At 64.9% G+C, this 20,132-nt stretch carries 21 protein-coding genes; 4 read left to right on the top strand and 17 right to left on the bottom strand.

The window, feature by feature from the left end; genetic code table 11:
• Positions 1 to 111: 111 nt before the first annotated feature.
• The 6 genes from QMX83_RS00105 to surE all read right to left on the bottom strand — a co-directional run bounded on the left by QMX83_RS00105 (position 112) and on the right by surE (position 4,949).
• Positions 112 to 783, bottom strand: a complete 672-nt coding sequence (locus tag QMX83_RS00105; RefSeq protein WP_282294695.1) for an MAE_28990/MAE_18760 family HEPN-like nuclease — start codon at positions 781 to 783, stop codon at positions 112 to 114.
• Positions 784 to 786: 3 nt separating this feature from the next.
• A complete protein-coding gene (locus QMX83_RS00100; RefSeq protein WP_282294694.1) occupies positions 787 to 1,857 on the bottom strand; it encodes a DUF262 domain-containing protein in 1,071 nt (356 codons plus the stop codon).
• Positions 1,858 to 2,076: 219 nt separating this feature from the next.
• Positions 2,077 to 2,865 (bottom strand): peptidoglycan DD-metalloendopeptidase family protein, encoded by a 789-nt coding sequence (locus tag QMX83_RS00095; RefSeq protein ID WP_282294693.1) that lies wholly within the window; start codon positions 2,863 to 2,865, stop codon positions 2,077 to 2,079.
• Positions 2,862 to 3,476: a DedA family protein gene (locus QMX83_RS00090; RefSeq protein ID WP_282294692.1), complete on the bottom strand. Its 615-nt coding sequence runs from the start codon at positions 3,474 to 3,476 to the stop codon at positions 2,862 to 2,864. Before QMX83_RS00090 ends, QMX83_RS00095 begins: the two co-directional genes overlap by 4 nt.
• Positions 3,477 to 3,495: 19 nt before the next feature.
• Entirely contained in the window at positions 3,496 to 4,173 is a 678-nt protein-coding gene (locus QMX83_RS00085) for a protein-L-isoaspartate(D-aspartate) O-methyltransferase (protein WP_282294691.1), read from the bottom strand.
• Positions 4,170 to 4,949 carry a 5'/3'-nucleotidase SurE gene (gene surE / locus QMX83_RS00080; protein WP_282294690.1) on the bottom strand — a complete coding sequence of 260 codons (780 nt, stop codon included), beginning with the start codon at positions 4,947 to 4,949 and terminating at the stop codon, positions 4,170 to 4,172. The genes QMX83_RS00085 and surE overlap by 4 nt, the downstream gene beginning before the upstream one ends.
• Before the next feature lie 187 nt (positions 4,950 to 5,136).
• Between surE and QMX83_RS00075 the strand changes: the two genes are divergently transcribed.
• On the top strand, positions 5,137 to 5,676 hold the full coding sequence (locus tag QMX83_RS00075) for a Smr/MutS family protein (RefSeq protein WP_282294689.1): 540 nt from the start codon (positions 5,137 to 5,139) through the stop codon (positions 5,674 to 5,676).
• A gap of 1 nt (position 5,677) precedes the next feature.
• Here QMX83_RS00075 and truD read toward each other — a convergent pair whose 3' ends face one another.
• From truD to QMX83_RS00040, 7 genes are all read right to left on the bottom strand, one after another.
• Positions 5,678 to 6,721: a tRNA pseudouridine(13) synthase TruD gene (gene truD / locus QMX83_RS00070; protein WP_282294688.1), complete on the bottom strand. Its 1,044-nt coding sequence runs from the start codon at positions 6,719 to 6,721 to the stop codon at positions 5,678 to 5,680.
• Entirely contained in the window at positions 6,718 to 7,215 is a 498-nt protein-coding gene (gene ispF, locus QMX83_RS00065; RefSeq protein WP_282294687.1) for a 2-C-methyl-D-erythritol 2,4-cyclodiphosphate synthase, read from the bottom strand. Before ispF ends, truD begins: the two co-directional genes overlap by 4 nt.
• 55 nt (positions 7,216 to 7,270) lie before the next feature.
• Positions 7,271 to 7,969, bottom strand: a complete 699-nt coding sequence (gene ispD / locus QMX83_RS00060) for a 2-C-methyl-D-erythritol 4-phosphate cytidylyltransferase (RefSeq protein ID WP_282294736.1) — start codon at positions 7,967 to 7,969, stop codon at positions 7,271 to 7,273.
• Positions 7,966 to 8,310, bottom strand: coding sequence for a cell division protein FtsB (ftsB, locus tag QMX83_RS00055; RefSeq protein WP_282294686.1), 345 nt, complete (start codon positions 8,308 to 8,310; stop codon positions 7,966 to 7,968). The genes ispD and ftsB overlap by 4 nt, the downstream gene beginning before the upstream one ends.
• Before the next feature lie 4 nt (positions 8,311 to 8,314).
• Positions 8,315 to 9,601, bottom strand: coding sequence for a phosphopyruvate hydratase (gene eno, locus QMX83_RS00050; RefSeq protein WP_282294685.1), 1,287 nt, complete (start codon positions 9,599 to 9,601; stop codon positions 8,315 to 8,317).
• Positions 9,602 to 9,714: 113 nt separating this feature from the next.
• On the bottom strand, positions 9,715 to 11,355 hold the full coding sequence (locus QMX83_RS00045) for a CTP synthase (protein ID WP_282294684.1): 1,641 nt from the start codon (positions 11,353 to 11,355) through the stop codon (positions 9,715 to 9,717).
• Between the two features lie 378 nt (positions 11,356 to 11,733).
• On the bottom strand, positions 11,734 to 11,973 hold the full coding sequence (locus tag QMX83_RS00040) for a hypothetical protein (protein ID WP_282294683.1): 240 nt from the start codon (positions 11,971 to 11,973) through the stop codon (positions 11,734 to 11,736).
• A gap of 163 nt (positions 11,974 to 12,136) precedes the next feature.
• Here QMX83_RS00040 and parE point away from each other — a divergent pair, with 163 nt between their 5' ends.
• Positions 12,137 to 14,026 carry a DNA topoisomerase IV subunit B gene (gene parE / locus QMX83_RS00035; protein WP_282294682.1) on the top strand — a complete coding sequence of 630 codons (1,890 nt, stop codon included), beginning with the start codon at positions 12,137 to 12,139 and terminating at the stop codon, positions 14,024 to 14,026.
• Positions 14,027 to 14,393: 367 nt separating this feature from the next.
• Here the strand turns inward: parE and QMX83_RS00030 are convergent, their stop codons facing one another.
• The gene (locus QMX83_RS00030; RefSeq protein ID WP_282294681.1) at positions 14,394 to 15,515 is read right to left on the bottom strand and encodes an inorganic phosphate transporter; all 1,122 of its coding nucleotides are present in this window, start codon (positions 15,513 to 15,515) and stop codon (positions 14,394 to 14,396) included.
• A gap of 12 nt (positions 15,516 to 15,527) precedes the next feature.
• Positions 15,528 to 16,154: a DUF47 family protein gene (locus tag QMX83_RS00025; protein WP_282294680.1), complete on the bottom strand. Its 627-nt coding sequence runs from the start codon at positions 16,152 to 16,154 to the stop codon at positions 15,528 to 15,530.
• A 283-nt stretch (positions 16,155 to 16,437) separates the two neighbouring features.
• On the opposite strand from QMX83_RS00025, the gene QMX83_RS00020 reads away from it, so the two are divergent.
• Both QMX83_RS00020 and QMX83_RS00015 read left to right on the top strand, forming a co-directional pair.
• Complete coding sequence (locus QMX83_RS00020; protein WP_282294679.1) at positions 16,438 to 17,781, top strand: hemolysin family protein; 1,344 nt, start codon at positions 16,438 to 16,440, stop codon at positions 17,779 to 17,781.
• Positions 17,765 to 18,418 (top strand): exopolysaccharide biosynthesis protein, encoded by a 654-nt coding sequence (locus QMX83_RS00015; RefSeq protein WP_282294678.1) that lies wholly within the window; start codon positions 17,765 to 17,767, stop codon positions 18,416 to 18,418. The genes QMX83_RS00020 and QMX83_RS00015 overlap by 17 nt, the downstream gene beginning before the upstream one ends.
• On the opposite strand, the gene QMX83_RS00010 is transcribed toward QMX83_RS00015, so the two are convergent.
• Positions 18,419 to 18,919, bottom strand: a complete 501-nt coding sequence (locus tag QMX83_RS00010; protein WP_282294677.1) for a pyridoxamine 5'-phosphate oxidase family protein — start codon at positions 18,917 to 18,919, stop codon at positions 18,419 to 18,421.
• A gap of 67 nt (positions 18,920 to 18,986) precedes the next feature.
• Positions 18,987 to 19,979, bottom strand: a complete 993-nt coding sequence (locus QMX83_RS00005) for an LLM class flavin-dependent oxidoreductase (protein ID WP_282294676.1) — start codon at positions 19,977 to 19,979, stop codon at positions 18,987 to 18,989.
• Positions 19,980 to 20,132: the final 153 nt, after the last annotated feature.

The raw sequence follows: 20,132 nt of genomic DNA, 5'->3' as shown, positions 1-20,132 counted from the left end.
CCAATCTTGGTCATCGGTCACGGCTCAATCGACATCCGCCGGCGCGCCCAGCTTCGTTGCGCACGCTGCATCTGAAATCGTCTCGCTTCAGAACGATAATCAGGCTGCGAGCTAGGGATGAGCATTTATTGTCACGGACAGCGGTGCCCTGCGCTTGTATGCTCCTTTATCGAAACTATCGACAACCCCGATTGCTACACCATGCATAGCGTTTGTCGCGGCCCGGTAGTACTTCTCGAACTGCTTTCGATCGTCTATCTGAACCCTCTTTCCATGAGCGATCAAGTTGCGATTTGAGACCAAAGAAGCAAGCAATACCTGCTGCTCTAGTACTTCGGCGTCTTCTAAACCCAGCCTAGCCAGCCACTCAAGTAGAAGATCAGGCCACAAGTTCGATATTTGGCCGGGCCGCTCGTAAGTTGCCACATCATCCAGCAACCCATTGAAATCGTTGAGAATAGTCGAAAAAAAGGCTTTTCTTTCAGGCTCACTATTGAGAGTGGATTGAAAGGCAGCTAACGAGTAAGTGAGCAAAGGCCAACAGAGGTCACCGCGACGAATCTTCAATCGCTCGACCGAATCGATATACAACTCGATCGCGTACTTGCAGAACCCCTCATAGTGAGCATAAAGCATGGCGAGATTTGCACGCAGAAGCGCTGCCTCTTGAGCACTACCCTCAGTGGTTCCATGCAGATTCTTGCGCATAATCGCAAGCTCAGCTTCGCGCCAATCAAGGTCCGTGGTCAGGCGAGAACTAACCAGAGTGACGATGCCTGCCATGGCTCACTCGAACGCCTGTCGGATAAGTTCAATTCGTTGATTGAGCTTCGGCAATGAATTAGCACCCGGCCCAGTCGCTGCCCGGAACGGATCTGAGGCAACTGCCGCCGACAGTCGAGCGACGGCCTCATCGTTCGACAATGCGGACAGCGCAAGGGAATTCTCGTATGCCCCCATTGTAACCGCCTCAAAGTAAGCAGGTGCCACGCCGCCCATCGGCTTTCCAGCACGATACTTCACAAATGCGTAGGGACCAAACTTCTCATTCAATAGCTCGAAAGTGCCGTCGAACACCGCCCTTTCAGCAACAAAGTCAAACGGAGCCCCTTCTATCAATATGGTCTCCATAAAGTGGTCGAGCCAATCCGTGATACTCCCTTTAAACCCCTGCCTGAAGTTTTTTACTGCAAAGAACCGAAGCACCAATTCCTCTCTCGCGCGTGCCTCTACGGCAGCAGCCGAAAGCAGTTCCGTACAGCCCAAGAAGTTGACGTCCTCCGAGCACTGCTCAATGAAATCATAGAATGCGGTACCGACGTCACCAATCATCCTAGCGTTCACGTTTCGAATATCTTGTTCAGAGAGCTTGGTGCCTCCCGTGTTCAAACGCTTGAACATCTCGTAACGCAAGAACTGGCTACTCTGCCTTTTGATGACAACCGTGCGCAAACTCGATCGTTTGAGGCGAAGCCTCAGCGTTAATGGCAAATCATCAAAACGAGCTCCATTCAGCTCTGGAACTAAGTCACAACCTTCCAGGACCAATGGATCAAGCTGGATTGCGTTAGCGCTGACGAACTGAATCAGTGAACTAGTTCTCTGCAGTCCGTCAATAAGCTCAAAGACACCGTCCTCACGTTCAATCACGAATATTGAAGGAATTGGCAATTCCAACAGCATGGATTCGATCAATCGGGATCGCTGCTCTGTGCTCCATCGAAACAATCTCTGAAAGTCCGGCCTGATAATTAGCTCTTTGTTCTCGTGAAGAGAAACCAGCTCGCCAATTGAAATATCTAGGCTTTCGGTCCGAACTTCGCCGATTTTTTTGTCTATAACTTCAACCACGTCCATTGTGAGTGCTCCGAGCAGCCATAGGGATTGGTCCTGCACGCAGATGCAGGTCTGTTGACTATAGCGGATGCAGGGAGGGCCACCTAGTGGTAGTGCCGAGGCAGCAACACACCGCCTTTGCCGCCCGTTGCCCACAGCGCGACCCAAGCAACACTGAAACCTCAGGGGAATTACTTACCCGAGGACACGCATGGCGTGTCCATCCAGATCCCAGGTCGGTCAACGCGCCGGCAGGTACTGCTGCGGGTCGACCGGCTTGCCGTTGTAACGGATCTCGAAGTGCAGCATGTCGCGGGTGGTGCCGGTCCGGCCCATTTCCGCAATCTGCTCGCCCGCCTTCACGTTCTGGCCTTCATTCACCAGTCGCTTGCGGTTGTGCCCATAGGCGGACAGCCACTGCTCGTTGTGCTTGATGATGATCAGCTCACCAAAGCCGACCAGGCCTGCACCCGAATACACCACCACGCCCGGGGCGGTCGCACGTACCGGCTGCCCGCTGGTGCCGGCAATATCGATGCCCTGCTTGGTCACATCAGCCGCCACGTAACGGCCGACCAGCGCGCCATCGGCCGGCCAGCGCCAGCTGATGTTGTTCTTGATCGGGGTGTTGGTCGGTACCGGGGCCGGCGTGGGTGCCGGTGTGCTGGTGCCCGGGCGCGGCGCGGTGACCACGGTGGTCGGGGCACGACCCGGCGTGCCACCGGCGCTGCCACCCGGGTACAGGCGGATCTGCTGACCCGGATAGATGGTGTACGGCTCGCTCAGGCCATTCCATGCCGCCAGGTCACGCGGGGTGATGTTGTGGATGCGGGCCAGCGCGTACAGCGTGTCGCCCTTGCGCACGGTGGCGGTCTGGCCGGGCTTGGCGACCGAGGTCTGCGGCGTGGTGTGCCCGCCCCGGCTGCCGGATGACTTGACCACGGTCGCTGTGCCGCAGGCACTCAGGGTGACGGCCATCGCCACGGCTGCGGCCAGCTTCAACCCGCTATTCCAACGCTGTGCACTCATGCGAACTTCGCCCTCCAGACAAGCCAGCCAATCAGCACCACCACCAGCGCGGTGGCAATCCAGCCCAGCGGTTCAATCCAACGTCGTAACGCCGCTTCGGCTCGCGCGCCACCGATGCGGATCACCGCGGCCAGCACGTACACCCGCTTGCCGCGCCCGATCAGCATGCTGAGCAGGTACTGCGGCATGGGTACACCGACAATACCCGAGGCCCAGGTGAAGACCTTCATCGGGATCGGCATGAAACCGCCCAGCACCAGGAAGGTGAACACCGCCCAGGGCGATTCGGCCATTTTTTCCTGGACGATGGCGATGCCACCTTCGATGCTGGGCAACATGCCCAACGCCGCGAACAGCGGCTTGACCGCTTCGAACGCATAATGGCCCAGCGCATAGCCCACCAGTGCACCGGCCATGGAGCCGGCCAGGCTGAGCGTGGCGAACCACCAGCCACGCTTGGGCTGGGCCACGCACATCGGTGCGAGCATCACTTCGGGCATCACCGGGAAGATGATCGCCTCGATGAAGCTGAGAACGGTGAGATAGGTCGGGGCACGCTCATGTGCGGCCCACTTCATCGCCCGCTCGTACAGCGGGCCGAAAATCTTCATGAAGCGCAGCTCCTTGGGTTCAGTCCAGCATGCCAGACAGCAGGGGTACGAACGTGACCGGCGCCAATACCTCGTGCGCCACGCTGCCATCTTCGCGACGGGTCAACTGGACCAGTGACTGCGCACCGGGCCCGCCCACCGGGGCGACCAGACGCCCGCCCACGGCCAGCTGCTCGACCAGCGCATCCACCAGCGCCGGCGCGGCGGCGGTGACCACGATGGCATCGAACGGGCCATGCTCGGCCCAGCCGATACGACCATCGTCATGCTTGCTGCGGATGTTCATGCCGAGTGCGCGGAAGCGTTTGCGTGCCTGGCGCAGCAGGTCGCCAATGCGCTCGACGGTGTAGACCTCCAGGCCCAACGCGCCCAGTACGGCCGCCTGGTAGCCCGAGCCGGTGCCCACTTCCAGCACCTTCTTCGGCGCGCTCTGCAGCACCGCCTCGGTCATGCGGGCTACGACCCACGGCTGGGAAATGGTCTGGCCGTGGCCGATCGGCAGCGCGGTGTCTTCATAGGCGCGCGAGGCCAGCGCCTCATCGATGAACAGATGGCGCGGCACGACGCGGATGGCGTTGAGAGTGGCTTCGTCGGTGATGCCGCTTTCGCGCAGGCGGTCGACCAGGCGGTCGCGCACGCGCTGTGAGGTCATGCCGATGCCGACCGCTTCAGGTTGCAGGCGCAGACGCTGGCTCATGCCGGACGGTCCAGCGCAGCGGTCAGCCCGCCGACCCAGCTGGCGACCTTTTCCAGGGCCTGGTAGCGGGTCAGGTCCACCTGGATCGGGGTGATCGAGATGTGCCCGCTGCGTACGGCGTGGAAGTCAGTGCCGGGACCGGAATCCTGCTCGCGACCGGCCGGTCCGATCCAGAACACTTCATTGCCACGCGGATCGCGCTGCGGAATGCAGCCTTCGGCCCGATGACGGTTGCCGAGCCGGGTGACCTCGAAGCCACGCACCTGCTCCCATGGCAGGTCGGGCACGTTGACATTGAGGATGGTGTCGGCGGGCAGCGGGTCGGCCTTGAGCCGGGTCACGATCTCCACGGCAGCGCGAGCGGCGGTTTCAAAATGCTTCGGATCGTGGTTGTGCGTCACCAGCGAGACCGCCACCGCCGGCAGGCCGAGAAAGCGCCCTTCCATCGCCGCCGACACGGTGCCGGAGTAGATGACGTCATCGCCCAGGTTGGCGGCGTTGTTGATGCCTGACACCACGATGTCCGGCTCGTAATCGAGCATGCCGGTCAGCGCCAGGTGCACACAGTCGGTAGGCGTACCGGCCACCGAGCAGGTGTAGTGGTCGATGCGCTTGGTGCGGATCGGCAGGTCGAGGGTGAGCGAATTGCTGGCCCCGGAACGGTCGCGGTCAGGTGCGACCACCATCACTTCATGCCCCGCCTCGCGCAACACGCTGGCGAGCATCCGGATGCCCGGTGCATCGACGCCGTCGTCGTTGCTGACCAGGATCCGCATCTCCGATTTAACCGCTTGATTTTTCAAGACTTCGATTCCATCACTCTGCTGCGTTGGCGGGGTCGTCGCGCCCCTCTCCCGGGTGCGACGGCCACGCAAGTGCGCCAGCTATTGTGCCGCATGCGGACAGATCGTCCTACCCCGCCGGGAGGTAGGCAGCGTCGATTCAGCACATTAGGCTGTACGCATGTCACATCCTGAAGACGAAGATCCGGCTGCCCTGTTCCGTGCCGCCATCGGCGAAGTGAAGCCGCTGCGCAAGCCGGTCGCCGCCCCGCCTGCCACGCCGCGGCCCAAGCCGCGTGCGCGCATGGCTGAACAGGACGATCAGGAGGTGCGTGGCGAGTTCGCACGCCTGCTGCGCGACAGCACGCCGCTGGAAGCTGGCGACACCGCCAGCTACCGGCGCGAGAACCTGCCGGCACGGATGTTCCAGCGGCTCAAACGTGGCCAGTATTCGGTACAGGACGAACTGGACCTGCACGGCGCGACGGCGGCGCAGGCCGAAAACCTGCTGCGCCAGTTCCTGGCCGACGCGCACGCGCACGACCATGGCTGCGTGCGCATCATCCATGGCAAGGGATTGCAGTCCGATGGCGGCGCGCCGGTGCTCAAGAACCTGGTGGACCGGCTGCTGCGGCAACGCAATGACGTGCTGGCGTTTCATTCGGCACCGCCCGGCCAAGGTGGGACCGGGGCGGTGTTGGTGTTGTTGGCGAACCGGTAGGTCAATCGCCCGATGCAACGCCGCCCACGTCCTGCACCGGGCCCAGTTCGTGCAGCACGGCGGTGGCATAGCACCCCGGCAGCAGCGCGAAGGACAACTCCAGCACGTCCGGCTGCAGCCATTGGTGCTGCATCAGCGCCGGACGCAGGCGCAGCGCACGCCGCTCCTGCTTCAAACGCGCATCTTCCAGGCCCGCACGCAGCTGCAACGACTGTTCGTCGCTGATCGCGCCCAGCTCCAGCGCGGCGGCATCGCCGGTGCTGCGCAGCTCACCCTCGCCCCACAACGGCCCACTGGGGTGGATGTCGAATCGCGCCAGGCGCTCGGCCAACGCGTCGCTCCACGCTTCCGGACCGAACACACTGCGGCTGCCATCCAGCATCCACACTTCGCCGTCCAGCGCGGTGTCCCAATTGCCCTGCTCGACCCGCGCGGCCAGCACCTGGTTGAACAGCGCCGAGCGCGCCGCCGACAACAGCAGCGAGCGCTGGTCCTTGCGCATGCGCCGGCCCTGGAACATCGCCAGCGCGGCCGGGACGTTGCCACCATCGCGGCCGAAGCGCTGCTCACCGAACCAGTTGGGCAGCCCACGCGTGGCGATCTGGGCCAGACGCGCGTCGATCAGGCCGGCGTCGCCCTGCACGTCGCGCAGCACCAGTTTGAAACGGTTTCCCGCCAGCGCACCGCGCTGCAGCTTGCGGTTGTGCCAGGTCGACTCCAGCACCTCGATCTCGGCGTCGTTGAGCTGCGCCGGGTCCGGCGCGACCCGCTTGGGCAGGTGCACGCTGAAGCGCTGGGTGGTCACCGCATGACGGTCCTTCATGCCTGCATAGCTGACCCCCATTTCCGGCAGGCCCGCCCAGCGCGCGATCTGTTTCGCCACATGCACGGTGTTGGCCCCGCGCTTGCGCACGGTCAGCAGCAGGTGCTCGCCCTCCCCGCTCGGCTCAAACGCGGGCAGCTCGTCGACCTGGAAATCCTCCGGGACGGTGCGGATCTTCGCGGTCAGCAGCGGCGCGCCAAACGCCAGCGGCAACGGAATCACAGCGCCACCAGCAGCACGACGGCCTGCGCGGCAATGCCTTCACTGCGTCCCGTGAAGCCCAGCTTCTCGGAGGTGGTGGCCTTGACGCTGACCGTGTCCAGTGCGGTACCGAGCAGCGCGGCGATGCGTTCGCGCATGGCCAGCGCATGTGGGCCGACCTTGGGGCGCTCGCAGATCACTGTGATGTCGGTATTGCCGACCTGCCAGCCCCGCTCGCGCAGCAGCGTGTTGCAGTGCTGCAGGAACTGGCTGCTGTCGGCATCTTTCCAGCGCATGTCCGAGGGCGGGAAGTGCTGGCCGATGTCACCCAGCGCCAGCGCACCGAGCATGGCATCGCACAGCGCGTGCAGGATCACATCGCCGTCGCTGTGCGCCAGTACGCCGCGGTCGTGCGGCACGCGCACGCCGCCGAGCATGATGTGGTCACCCTCGCCAAAGGCGTGGACGTCGTACCCCTGGCCGATGCGGACAGGCGGAAATGCGGGCGTATTCATTGCGTAAACCTAATGTTGCGCCGGGCGCTGCCCGGCCTTGCGATGTGGAAACCGCTCACGCTTCGCGGCGCGACAGCTCGAATTCAAAACGGGACAGATCGGCCGGCGTGGTGACCTTGAAGTTGTCTTCGTTGCCCTCCACCAGCAGCGGGCGCAGGCCCTGCCGCTCCATGGCCATGGCCTCGTCGGTGATTTCCACCCCGGCCGCGGCGGCCTCCTGCAGCGCGCGCGCCAGCTGATGGCGGCGGAACAGCTGCGGGGTCAGTGCACGCCACAGGCGCGCGCGTGGTTCGGTGCCGTCGATGCCGCCGTCGTCGCCGGCACGCTTGAGGGTGTCGCGCACCGGCGCGGCGAGGATCGCCCCCACCGGGTCGTTGCGCCCCACTTCCAGCAGGCGGCCCAGGTCGGCAGCGGCCAGGTTCGGACGCGCCGCGTCGTGCACCAGCACGAATTCATCGGCGCGCACGTCGTCAGGCAGCGCCTGCAGCCCGGCCAGCACGGATTCGGCGCGGGTGGCACCGCCGACGCAGGTCAGCAGGGGTTTGTCGGCCAGCGTCGTCCAACCCGGCCAGTCGGCGTCGTTCTCGGCGATCACCACCATCGCCCCGGCGACCGCCGGGTGCGACAGCAGCGCTTCCAAAGTATGCGCCAGCAACACGCGGTCGCCGGCCACCAGATACTGCTTGGGCGTGGCACCGCCAAAGCGGGTGCCACGACCCGCCGCCGGCACCACTGCCCAGATGCCGCCCATCAGGGCACCTCCGGCGCGGTGTCGGCATGGACCACGGCAGGCGCACGTGGGGCCGCGACCGGCGCGTTCTCCACCACGCGGTAGAACTTCTCGCCCGGTCGGATCATGCCCAGCTCGCTGCGCGCGCGCTCTTCGATGGCGGCCTCGCCTTCCTTGAGATCCTTGACCTCGGCAGCGAGCGCATCATTGCGCTGCTGCAGACCTTCATTGTCGCGTCGCTGGCTTTCAACCTGGGCCTCGAGCACCATCACTTCACCCGAATTGCCCGGGCCGAACCAGAAGCGGTACTGCAGCCATGCCAGCAGTACCGCGAGCACCAGCAGCAGCCAGCGCCAGTTGCGCATGGGATCAGCGCTTCAGCGAAACGAACGCGTCACGCCCGGCGTAACGCGCGCCGGCACCCAAGGCTTCCTCGATGCGCAGCAGCTGGTTGTACTTGGCCACGCGATCGCTGCGGCACAGCGAGCCGGTCTTGATCTGGGTGGCGGTGGTGGCCACGGCGATGTCGGCGATGGTGGTGTCTTCGGTTTCGCCCGAGCGGTGCGAGACCACGGCCGCGTAATTGGCGTTGTGGGCCATGGCGATCGCTTCCAGGGTCTCGGTCAAGGTGCCGATCTGGTTGACCTTGATCAGGATGGCGTTGGCGGTGCCCGACTCGATGCCTTCCTTGAAGATCTTCGGGTTGGTCACGAACAGGTCGTCGCCGACCAGCTGCACCTTGTTGCCGACGCGGTCGGTCAGCAGCTTCCAGCCCGCCCAGTCGTTCTCGGCCAGGCCGTCTTCGATGGTGATGATCGGGTACTGCGCGGCCCAGTCGGCGAGGAAGTCGACGAACTGCTCGGAGGTCAGGCGCTTGTTCTCGCCGACCAGGTTGTACTTGCCGTTCTCGTAGAACTCGCTGGAGGCCACGTCCAGGCCCAGCAGCACGTCTTCACCGGCGGTGTAGCCGGCCTTGCCGATCGCTTCGAGGATGGTGTCCAGGGCCTCGACGTTGCTGCGGAAGTCCGGAGCGAAGCCGCCCTCGTCGCCCACCGCGGTGCTCAGGCCATGGCCCTTCAGCACCGACTTCAGCGAATGGAAGATCTCGGTGCCGGCGCGCAGCGCCTCGGAGAACGAGGTGAAGCCGACCGGCAGCACCATGAATTCCTGGAAGTCGACGTTGTTGTCGGCATGTGCGCCGCCGTTGATGATGTTCATCATCGGCACCGGCAGGGTCACATCGCGGCCCTGGGCCAGGTACTGCCACAGCGCCTGCTTCTTCGACGCAGCCACCGCGTGGGCGTTGGCCATGGAGACCCCGAGCAGCGCGTTGGCACCCAGGCGGCCCTTGTTCTCGGTGCCGTCGAGATCGATCAGGCGACGGTCCAGGCCTTCCTGGTCGGCGGCGTCGAAGCCCTTCAGCGCACTGGCGATGGTGGTGTTGACGTTGCCGACGGCATTGCGCACGCCCTTGCCGAGATAGCGGGTCTTGTCGCCGTCACGCAGCTCCACGGCTTCCTTGGTGCCGGTCGAGGCACCCGACGGCACGGCGGCGCGGCCGAACGAACCGTCCTCCAGGGTGACTTCGGCTTCCAGCGTGGGATTGCCACGGCTGTCGAGGATTTCACGGGCATGGATGCTGCGGATCGCGGTCATGGCGGGCCAAATTCCAGTCAGAAAGGGAGAGCGCCACCGGAGGTGGCGCGTGAAACGTCCGCGTGATTATTACCCAGCCGCGCGCGCGAAGCCACGCACGGCGTGGCAGCGCTTCAGCGCGCGGCTTTGCGCTGGCGGGCAGCGCTGATGAAACCGATGAACAGCGGGTGGCCGTCGCGCGGGGTGGACAGGAACTCCGGGTGGGCCTGGCAGGCCAGGAACCACGGGTGCTGGTCCTTCGGCAGCTCGACCACTTCGACCAGGGTGTCGTCCATCGACTTGCCGGCGATGACCAGCCCGGCGTCTTCCAGCTGGGTGCGGTAGCGGTTGTTGAACTCGTAACGGTGGCGGTGACGCTCGGCGACCACGTCCTTGCCGTACAGCTCGCGGGCCAGCGTGCCGGGCTTGAGACGCTGCTCCTGCAGGCCCAGGCGCATGGTGCCGCCGAGGTCGCTCTTGTCGTCGCGCTTTTCCACATCGCCGGTGGCGGTGCGCCATTCGGTGATCAGGCCGATCACCGGGTTCGGCGACTGGCGGTCGTTTTCGGTGCTGTTGGCCCCTTCCAGCCCGGCCACGTGACGGGCGTAGTCGACCACCGCGGCCTGCATGCCATAGCAGATGCCGAAGTACGGCACCTGCTGCTCGCGGGCGAACTTCGAGGTCAGCACCTTGCCTTCAAAGCCACGGTCGCCGAAGCCGCCGGGCACCAGGATGCCGTCCACGTCCCGCAGGGCGGCCATGTCGGTGCCTTCCAGATCCTGCGCTTCCAGCCACTTCAGGTTGACCTTGGTGCGCTGGCGCAGGCCGCCGTGCTTGAGCGCCTCACCGACCGACTTGTAGGCGTCCTGGTGGTCCACGTACTTGCCGACCACGGCGATGGTGACTTCGTCCTGCGGATTGAGGGTGGCATCCAGCGCGGCCTGCCATTCGTGCAGGTCGGCCGGGCCGGCCTTGTCACCCAGCTTGAGCTGGTTGATGACGATCTCGTCCAGGCCCTGCTCGTGCAGGCCGAACGGAATGCGGTACAGCACGTCGACGTCCGGCACGCTGATCACGGCACGTTCGGAGACGTTGGTGAACTGCGCGATCTTGCGGCGCTCCGAGTCCGGCACCGGCTGTTCCGAACGGCACAGCAGCACGTCGGGCTGGATGCCGATCGAACGCAGTTCCTTGACCGAGTGCTGGGTCGGCTTGGTTTTCAGTTCACCGGCCGCGGCGATGTACGGCACCAGGGTGAGGTGCATGAACAGCGCCTTTTCCGGGCCACGCTCGGTGCGCACCTGGCGGATGGCTTCCAGGAACGGCAGCGACTCGATGTCACCGACGGTGCCGCCGATTTCGACCAGGGCCACGTCGAAGCCTTCGGTGGCCTCGTCCATGCAGTGGCGGATCTCATCGGTGATGTGCGGAATGACCTGCACGGTGGCACCGAGGTAGTCACCACGGCGCTCCTTGCGGATGACGTTCTCGTAGATGCGACCGGTGGTGACCGAGTTCTTGCGGCTCAGGCGGGTGCGCACGAAACGCTCGTAATGCCCCAGGTCGAGGTCGGTCTCGGCACCATCGTCGGTGACGTACACCTCGCCGTGCTGGAACGGGCTCATGGTGCCCGGGTCGACGTTGATGTACGGATCGAGCTTCATCATCGTGACCCGCAGGCCACGGGCTTCAAGAATGGAGGCCAGTGACGCGGCGGCAATGCCTTTGCCGAGCGAGGACACCACGCCGCCGGTTACGAAAATCAAGGGAGTCATGGCTGCAAGCATCCTGTCTGGAAATGGAAAACGGCCGCACCACCCCATCCCGGAAGGCGGGTGGTGGGCAGGAAGGGGGTTTTCCGGTTCGCCGAGGAAGCGAGGGAGGTGGTGCGCAGGCGCGGAGCCGGCACCGGAGGGCATGTCCACAGCGAGGTCGGGGCCGCCGTGCCGGTCATACGGACCGTCACCTCCTGGCTGCCTGACTGGTGGCCGCACAGGGCCGACCCAGCCGATTCGCTGATCGAGGACACACACTACTCCCGGAAAGCCATAGTTTACAGATTGAAGGCCTCCAGCCCAAGGGGGGCGTGTGGCCTTCACACAAAAAAGAGCCCCGGCCAGGGGCCGGGGCTCGGTGACAACGAAGCGGAGCGCTTACTTCTTCTTGCGCGCTTCCTCTTCTTCTTCCTTCTGCGGGGCCTGCTGGCCCTTGGCCTTCATTTCGGCGGTGGCAGCCGCGCGGCGCTTGGCCTTGGCGTCGGCTTCAGCCTGCGCCCGGTCGGCCTGCTCGCCCTGCTGCGGTGCGGGCTGGCCCTGTCCGGCGTTCTGGGCCAGTGCCAGCGGCACGGCCACGACGGCGGCGGCAATGGCAACGATGGTCAGCAACTTCTTCATGGGGTCTCCTCGCGATATGGCTCGGTTCGGGGCTTCCGGAACACCCGGAAATCCACCGTGCACAGTGTATCGCGCCGATTTCGGCCGCCCCCTGAACGTATGGCGTGCAAAAAACCTGCCCAGACCGCACACTTCGCCGTCGCTTTGCGCTTTATGAAGACAGATGAACGCCCGCTATAACGCCGCCGATATTGAAGTCCTGTCCGGCCTGGACCCGGTCAAGCGCCGTCCCGGCATGTACACCGACACTGCGCGCCCGAACCATCTGGCCCAGGAAGTCATCGACAACGCCGTCGACGAGGCCCTGGCCGGTCACGCCCACACCATCGAAGTCACCCTGTACAAGGATGGCAGCTGCGAGGTCAGCGACGACGGCCGTGGCATGCCGGTGGACATCCACCCGGAAGAGAAGATCCCGGGCGTGGAGCTGATCCTGACCCGCCTGCACGCGGGCGGCAAGTTCAGCAACAAGAACTACACCTTCTCCGGCGGCCTGCACGGCGTGGGCGTGAGCGTGGTGAATGCGCTGTCCACGCTGGTGGAAGTGCACATCAAGCGCGAAGGCAGCGAACACCGCATCACCTTCCGCAATGGCGACCGCGCCACGCCGCTGGAAGTGGTGGGCAGCGTCGGCAAGAAGAACACCGGTACCCGCGTGCGCTTCTGGGCCGACCCGAAGTACTTCGACACACCCAAGTACAACCTGCGGGCACTGCGCCACCTGCTGCGTGCCAAGGCCGTGCTCTGCCCGGGCCTGACCGTCAAGCTGCTCGACGAAGCCACCGGCGAGCAGGACAGCTGGTACTTCGAGGACGGCCTGAGCGACTACCTGAAGGTCGAGCTGGGCGAACGCGAAATGCTGCCGGCGAACCTGTTCGTGGGTTCGCTGAAGAAGGACACCGAGGTGGTGGACTGGGCCGTGGCCTGGCTGCCGGACGGCGAGCTGGTGCAGGAAAGCTACGTCAACCTGATTCCGACCGCACAGCACGGCACCCATGCCAACGGCCTGCGCACCGGCCTGACCGAGGCGCTGCGCGAGTTCTGCGACTTCCGCAACCTGCTGCCGCGCGGCGTCAAGCTGGCACCGGAAGACGTGTGGGACCGCGTGTCGTTCGTGCTGTCGCTGAAAATGACCGACCCGCAGTTCAGCGGCCAGACCAAGGAGCGACTGTCTTCCCGCCAGGCCGCAGGCTTCGTCGAAGGCGCGGCACATGACGCTTTCAGCCTGCTACTGAACCAGAACGTGGCGCTGGGCGAGCAGATCGCGCAGCTGGCGATCGAGCGCGCGAGTGCGCGCCTGAAGACCGAAAAGCTGGTGGTCCGCAAGAAGATCACCCAGGGCCCTGCCCTGCCCGGCAAGCTGGCCGACTGCATCAGCCAGGACCTCTCGCGCACCGAGCTGTTCCTGGTGGAAGGCGACTCGGCCGGCGGCAGTGCCAAGCAGGCACGCGACAAGGACTTCCAGGCGATCATGCCGCTGCGCGGCAAGATCCTGAACACCTGGGAAGTGGCCTCGGGCAGCGTGCTGGCCTCGGAGGAAGTGCACAACCTGGCGATTGCCATCGGCTGCGACCCGGGCAAGGACGACATCAGCGGTCTGCGTTACGGCAAGGTGGTGATCCTGGCCGACGCGGACTCCGACGGCCTGCACATCGCGACGCTGCTGACGGCGCTGTTCCTGAAGCACTTCCCGGCACTGGTAGCGGCCGGCCACGTATTCGTGGCGATGCCGCCGCTGTTCCGCGTGGACGTGGGCAAGCAGGTGTTCTACGCGCTGGACGAAGAAGAAAAGCGCTCGCTACTGGACAAGATCGAGCGCGAGAAGATCAAGGGCCAGGTCAGCGTGACCCGCTTCAAGGGTCTGGGCGAAATGAACCCGGAACAGCTGCGCGAGTCGACCATCCATCCGGACACGCGCCGCCTGGTGCAGCTGACTGTGGACGACGACGAGCAGACGAGCGCACTGATGGACATGCTGCTGGCCAAGAAGCGCGCGGGCGACCGCAAGCAATGGCTGGAAAACAAGGGCGATCTGGCCTCGCTAGAGGTCTGAGTTCTCGCAAAAAACCCCGCTCCGGCGGGGTTTTTCTTGCCTGCGCGATTGCGTCGGCATTCGACAGGCTGCGTAGAGCCGGGCTTGCCCGGCTGCTGTTGGATTTGGGCGAACAGCCGGTGTTCATCGGCTCCCTGTGTTGGCGGCCATCGGAAATCAAAAGCACGTATCCCCGGTAGAGTCGACCGTTGGTCGACTGCAGTGAAACACCCAACATCCGGTAACGCATGACCCGGGATCGGCATCGCCGTTGATTTGGCATTTTCCATGGCCCCCGACATTTCCGCAGCCAACAAAAAACCCGGCCGGAGCCGGGTTTTTTGCATGAATCCAACAGCAGCCGGGCAAGCCCGGCTCTACGCGGCGATCACGCCCAGCCGACCAGCTCGAACAGCTTGAGGATGAGGTAGGCGCAGCCACCGGCCGCCGGGATGGTCAGGATCCAGGCCCAGATGATGCGTTCGATCACGCCGAAACGCAGCGAACGCGGGTTCTTGGCGTAGCCCACGCCCATGATCGCGGTCGAGATGCTGTGCGTGGTCGAGACCGGCATGCCGAAGTGTGCGGCAAGCGTCAGGATCGTCGCCGAGCTGGTTTCCGCCGCGAAGCCGTGGATCGGGTGCAGCTTCACCATCTTGTGGCCCAGCGTCTTGATGATCTTCCAGCCGCCCGAGGCGGTACCGGCAGCCATCACCACCGCACAGGTCAGCACGATCCACATCGCGATGCCCTCGCCTGCGCTCGCGTCGGGGTGCAGGAAGGCCAGCCACGACGGCAGGTCGTTCAATGCGCCCGTGGCTTCAGCACCGATCAGGGTCATCGCGATGATGCCCATGGTCTTCTGCGCGTCATTGTGACCGTGGGCGAAGCCCATGTAGGCCGCCGAGACAATCTGCGCCTTGCCGAAGAACGCATTGACGATGCGCGGACGGGCCAGACGACCCAGCCAGCCGCCCACCTTGGCCATGCCGGCGATGATCGCCCACAGCAGCATCATCACCACGATGCCCAGCAGGAAGCCGGCGATCGGCGAGGTGATCATCGGCAGGAACACCTTCCACAGCAGGCCCTTGTTCTGGGCCCAGGTGCCGATGCGCTCGGACCAGATCAGCGCGTCCCAGTTGTTGTGCGCGGCCGCGAGGCCGGCACCGCACAGGCCGCCGATCAGCGCGTGCGAGGACGAAGACGGCAGGCCCTTCCACCAGGTGATCAGGTTCCAGATGATGCCGCCCAGCAGCGCGCACAGGATCACCTGCGGGGTCACGTCGACCACGTTGGTGTTGAGCAGGCCCGAGGCGATGGTCAACGCCACCGCCGTGCCGGTCAGCGCGCCGATGAGGTTCATGAAGGCGGCCAGCATCACCGCCCAGCCGGGCGAGAGCACTTTGGTCGCCACCACCGTGGCAATGGAGTTGGCAGTGTCGTGGAAGCCGTTGATGAACTCGAAGACGAGCGCAGCCAGGATCACGACCAGAACGAGGGTCAGCATGCTGGAGGCCCGTCAGCTGTTCTTGAGCACGATCTGGTAAGCCACCACGCCGGCTTCGCGGCAGCGGTCGATGGCCTTTTCCAGGATCTCGAAGAATTCCTTGAGCAGGAACATCTGCAGGTTGTCCAGGCGACCGGAGTAGATGTCGCGGTACAGCTCGAGCATCAGGCGGTCGGCTTCGTTTTCCAGCGAACGCAGCTTCTCATTGAGCGCGGTCATCCGGTCCAGGTTCATGTGGCGCAGGTCGGCCACCATCTCCACCACCACGTTGGCGGCCTGCTCCAGCATCGCCGCGCGCGGCGCGAAGTCGATGTGCTCCAGGTGCGTGGTCGCCAGCGAGTAGCGATCCGCGAACTTCTCGATCTGCTTCGGAATCTTGTACAGCGCCGAACCCAGCGCTTCGATGTCCTCGCGCTCGATCGGGGTCATGAAGCTGTCCACCAGCGCCTGGCTGATCTTGTCCGAGGCCGCGCGTTCGCGCAGGCGGGCCAGCTTGAAGGCGTCCAGCGCCGGCTGGCGGTCAGCGGCGCGCAGCATGGCGTGGAGGGCTTTGGCGCTGTCAGAAGCGGCCTGGGCGGCCTCGTCGAGCAGGGTGTAGAACTGCTTGCCGGAGCCAAAAATGGTCTGCAGAGAGAACATGGGGAAACCTGATTCGCCGTCGAGGAAGGACGGCACCGGGCGGAATTATGACGGTTTGATGTCCATTCCGGGTACTCCCGTCATCTTCACGCCGGCTCCGGGGCTCCTGAACGACCCTGTCTACACCCCTCCCCCGGCCTTTTTGTTAAGATGCGCAGGCACCCTCGGGTGCACTCTATGGACGACGACCCTTACCCCCCGCCGCACCGCCGCGCCTGCGCGCCCTCCGGTAGCCGCTCCAGCTTGAACACGCCCTCCCTGCCACCAACCGGGGACGACGCCCGTGTTTGAACTTTTTATTGTCCTGGCCCTGATCCTGCTCAACGGCTTCTTCGCCATGTCCGAAATGTCGGTCATGACGTCGCGCAAGAGCCGCCTCAAGCAGATGGCCTCCACCTCCAAGCGCGCCGCCAAGGCCCTGGAGCTGTCCGAGAAGCCCGAGGCCTTCCTGTCCACGGTGCAGATCGGCATCACCCTGATCGGCATCCTGACCGGTGTGTACGGCGGCGATGCCATCGGCAGCGCCATCGCCCAGCACCTGCAGAACATGTTCCCGGCGCTGTCGGCCAATTTCCCGCTGTTCAACGACCCTCAGCCCTGGTCGGAGGTGATCGGCAAGACCCTCGCCGTCGCCCTGATCACGTTTTTGACGCTGATCTTCGGCGAACTGGTACCCAAGCGCCTCGCTATCACCCGGTCGGAGGACATCGCCGGTCTGGTCGCCCTGCCCATGAGCGGCTTGGCCCGTATCGCCTTCCCGTTCGTGTGGCTGCTTTCGCATTCCACGCGTCTGGTGCTGCGCCTGCTGGGGCTGGGCAAGGACGAAGCCGCCCAGGTCACCGAAGAAGAAATCCGCATGCTGGTGGCCGAAAGCCACGAGGCCGGGGTCATCGACGCCCACGAACGCGACATGATGAACCGCGTGATGCGCTTGGGCGACCGCACCGCCGACAGCCTGATGACCCCGCGCAACCGCATTGCCTGGCTGGACACCGCGGCCAGCGCCGAGAAGAACCTGGCCGCCATGCGCGAGCATGAGTTCTCGCGCTATCCGGTGTACCGCGACAACGACCAGGACATCGTCGGCGTGCTGGAAGTGAAGAGCCTGGTCACCCGCCTGGCGCGCGCCGACCAGTCGCTGTTCCAGCAGCTGCGCGAGCCGCTGTATGTGTCCGAGTCCACCCACGCGATGAAGCTGCTGGAGATATTCCGCGAGGAGCAGCAGTCCATGGCGCTGGTGGTCGACGAGTACGGTGAGATCCAGGGCCTGGTGACCATCAGCGACCTGATGGGGGCCGTGGTCGGCCGCCTGCAGTCGGTGGAGAACGTCGACGAGGACGCGCTGGTGGTGACCCGCGAGGACGGCTCGTTCCTGGTCGATGGTTCGCTGTCGATCGAGGACCTGCGCGAACTGATGGGCAATGTGGAACTGCCCGACGCCGAGGAAGGCGATTACTACACCCTGGCCGGCATGTGCATCCACTACTTCGGCCGCATTCCGCATGCCGGCGAGTACTTCGACTGGGCCGGCTGGCGTATCGAGATCGTCGACCTGGACGGCGCGCGCGTGGACAAGCTGTTGCTGCGCACGCTGGCCGAAGAGGAAACCGATGAGCTCACCGGCTGACCCGACGCCGGACCAGAGCCGGCCCGAGTATCAGAACGAGGGTATCCGTACCCTGCTGGCGATGTTCGACCACGGCGACCCGGACGAGCACCTCAAGCTCGGCCAGATCCTGCAGAACCTGCAGCAGAGCGCCTTCGGCGTGTTCCTGTTCGTGGCCATCCTGCCTTCGTTCATTCCCATTCCCGGCATCGGCGGTGCGGTCAGTGGACCGCTGGTGATCCTGATCGGCGCGCAGATGCTGTGCGGCATGCGCCGGCCCTGGCTGCCCGGCTTCATCGCCAACCGCGGGCCGCGCCGCGGCACCATGCACCGCTTCCTGGCCCGCATCGACGGGGCGCTGCGTCGGCTGGACCGGCTGCTCAAGCCGCGCAATTCTGCCCTGCTGATCCCCCTGCCCGCGCATGCCTTCACCGGCCTGCTGCTGATCCTGGTCGGCCTGCTGCTGTCGCTGCCAATTCCCTTCACCAACTTCCTGTTCGGCTTCCAGCTGCTGCTGTTCTCGCTGGCGCTGCTGGAACGCGACGGCGTGCTGATGGCGGTCAACTGGATCGCCGCCATCGCCGCCGTGTTGTTCTTCGGCTTCAGTTCCGGGCAGCTGGTGCAGTACGTCGGTGACCTGCTGCAGAAGTGGTTCTGATCACCGCAGGTCGACCTTGCCGGTGTCGGCCAACGCCGCCGGCTCATCACTGACCGCCGACAACACGAAACTCAACGCCTTGCCCAGCAGCGTGCCCGGGCCGTCCCAGTACTCGGCCGATTCGGCACGCACGTGGATCAGGCGCAGATTCGGATCATCCTTGCCGCCCGGGAAAAACAGCTTCATCGCTGGCGACCACAGCTCTTCGACTTTGGCGCGGTCATCGACGATGCGCGCGGTGCCCGCCACCGAAACGTAGGTGTTCTTCGACGGCGACGCGTAGGCCACGTTGACCTGCGGATTGAGCGAGATTTCCGCCACCTTCGGGCTGTCGGCGGAGGTGGCAAACCACAGGTCACCATCGAAGGCGACCTGCTGGGTGCCCAGTGGGCGGCTGTAGAGGCGACCATCCACGCCGGTGGTGGTGAACATCGCGATGTCGACATCGCGGATCAGCTCGGCCAGCTGTTCGATCTGCTCGGTGTGGGTGTGACGGGTCATGGCAGGGCTCCTGTTGCGGGAGCCCTGATCAGACCCGATGGTGGTCAACGACAGCGTGACCGCACAGTCACGCAATCTTCGCGTCGCGCCACGCCTGCATGGCCAGGCCGAACGAACGCTTGCGCGCGGCGTGGTCATAGATGTTGGCGGTGAGGATGAGCTCATCCGGCTTGTGCCGGGCCACGAACGCTTCCAGTCCTTCGCGCACCTGGCGCTGGTCACCCACCACCGCGCAGGCCAGCGCGCTCTGCACGCCGATCTTTTCATGCGGCTCCCAGAAGTCCTCGATGTCATCGATCGGCGGCGGAATCAGGCCCGGCTTGCCCCGCCGCAGATTGACGAAGCTCTGCTGCTGGGTGGTGAACAGCCGCTTGGCTTCAGCCTCGCTCTCGGCCGCCACCACGTTCAAGCCCAGCGCCGCATAGGGCGCGGTGAGGTACGGCGACGGGCGGAACTCGCTGCGGTACACCGCCAGCGCCTGGTCCATCGCGTCGGGCGCGAAGTGCGAGGCGAACGCATACGGCAGGCCCAGTGCGGCGGCCAGGCGCGCACCGAACAAACTGGAACCGAGCAGCCACACTGGCACCGGAATGCCGGCTCCGGGCACTGCGCGGACCGCCTGCCCGGCCTGCGCCGGTTCAAAGTAATGCAGCAGTTCGCGCACGTCCTGAGGGAACTGGTCGGCGCTGTCGAAGTAGCGGCGCAGCGCGCGGGCGGTAGGCTGGTCGGTGCCGGGCGCACGGCCCAGGCCCAGGTCGATGCGGTCCGGGTACAGCGAGGCCAGCGTGCCGAACTGTTCGGCCACCTGCAGCGGCGAATGGTTGGGCAGCATGATGCCGCCCGACCCCACCCGGATCCGCTGGGTGCCGCCGGCCACGTGGCCGATCAGCACGGCGGTGGCGGCGCTGGCGATGCCCGGCATGTTGTGGTGTTCGGCCAGCCAGTAGCGGTGGTAGCCCCAGCCTTCGGCGTGCTGGGCCAGGTCGAGCATGTTGGCGAACGCCTGCGTGGTGTCGCTGCCCTCGCAGACCGGGGCCAGGTCAAGAATCGACAGTTGCATGAAACCGTTCCATCAGGGGTATTCCACCGTGATGGGGGCGGTTTTGGGTAGGGACAGGGGCGCTGGCGGAATGCTGATTCCTGCGCGGACCGCCTGGGCCGGCCAACGGCCGGCGCTACCAATGCTTCAGACCCGGTAGCGCCGGCCGTTGGC

Source organism: Stenotrophomonas sp. PS02289 (assembly GCF_029960115.1).
GTDB lineage: Bacteria > Pseudomonadota > Gammaproteobacteria > Xanthomonadales > Xanthomonadaceae > Stenotrophomonas.
This window is presented reverse-complemented; position numbering and strand designations above follow the sequence as displayed.